At 52.8% G+C, this 1,485-nt stretch carries 1 rRNA gene; it reads left to right on the forward strand.

Annotated features, from left to right (window positions below):
* Positions 1-1,485: ribosomal RNA gene (locus ACKVDP_RS13815) — 16S ribosomal RNA — on the forward strand; the annotation flags it as partial.

Below are 1,485 nucleotides of genomic sequence, written 5' to 3' on the forward strand. Positions count from 1 at the left end.
AGAGTTTGATCCTGGCTCAGGACGAACGCTGGCGGCGTGCCTAACACATGCAAGTCGAGCGAAGTGATTTTCGATGAARTTTTCGGATGGAATCTTAAATCATCTTAGCGGCGGACGGGTGAGTAACGCGTGAGAAACCTGCCTTTCACAAAGGGATAGCCTCGGGAAACTGGGATTAATACCTTATGACACTTTAACCTCGCATGGGGAATAAGTTAAAGCGTAAAGCGGTGGAAGATGGTCTCGCGTCCTATTAGCTAGTTGGTGAGGTAACGGCTCACCAAGGCGACGATAGGTAGCCGGCCTGAGAGGGTGAACGGCCACACTGGAACTGAGACACGGTCCAGACTCCTACGGGAGGCAGCAGTGGGGAATATTGCACAATGGAGGAAACTCTGATGCAGCGACGCCGCGTGAATGATGAAGGCCTTCGGGTCGTAAAATTCTGTCCTTGGGGAAGATAATGACGGTACCCAAGGAGGAAGCCCCGGCTAACTACGTGCCAGCAGCCGCGGTAATACGTAGGGGGCGAGCGTTGTCCGGAATTATTGGGCGTAAAGGGTTCGCAGGCGGTCTGATAAGTCAGATGTGAAAGGCAATGGCTCAACCATTGTAAGCATTTGAAACTGTCAGACTTGAGTTAAGGAGAGGAAAGTGGAATTCCTAGTGTAGCGGTGAAATGCGTAGATATTAGGAGGAATACCAGTGGCGAAGGCGACTTTCTGGACTTATACTGACGCTGAGGAACGAAAGCGTGGGGAGCAAACAGGATTAGATACCCTGGTAGTCCACGCCGTACACGATGAGTGCTAGGTGTTGGGGGTCAAACCTCGGTGCCGCAGCTAACGCATTAAGCACTCCGCCTGGGGAGTACGTACGCAAGTATGATACTCAAAGGAATTGACGGGGACCCGCACAAGCAGCGGAGCATGTGGTTTAATTCGAAGCAACGCGAAGAACCTTACCAGGGCTTGACATGCCACTGACCGCGCCAGAGATGGTGYTTTACCTTCGGGTACAGTGGACACAGGTGGTGCATGGTTGTCGTCAGCTCGTGTCGTGAGATGTTGGGTTAAGTCCCGCAACGAGCGCAACCCCTGTTTCTAGTTGCCATCATTAAGTTGGGCACTCTAGAGAGACTGCCGATGACAAATCGGAGGAAGGTGGGGATGACGTCAAATCATCATGCCCTTTATGCCCTGGGCTACACACGTGCTACAATGGTCGGTACAACGAGGAGCAACCCAGCGATGGCAAGCAAATCTCTAAAAGCCGATCCCAGTTCGGATTGCAGGCTGCAACTCGCCTGCATGAAGTCGGAGTTGCTAGTAATCGCGGATCAGAATGTCGCGGTGAATGCGTTCCCGGGTCTTGTACACACCGCCCGTCACACCATGGGAGTTGTCAATACCCGAAGCCAGTGAGCTAACCAGTAATGGAGGCAGCTGTCGAAGGTAGGGGCGATGACTGGGGTGAAGTCGTAAC

The organism is Gudongella ferriphila (genome assembly GCF_046224405.1).
In the GTDB taxonomy this organism is placed as follows: domain Bacteria; phylum Bacillota; class Clostridia; order Tissierellales; family Tissierellaceae; genus Gudongella.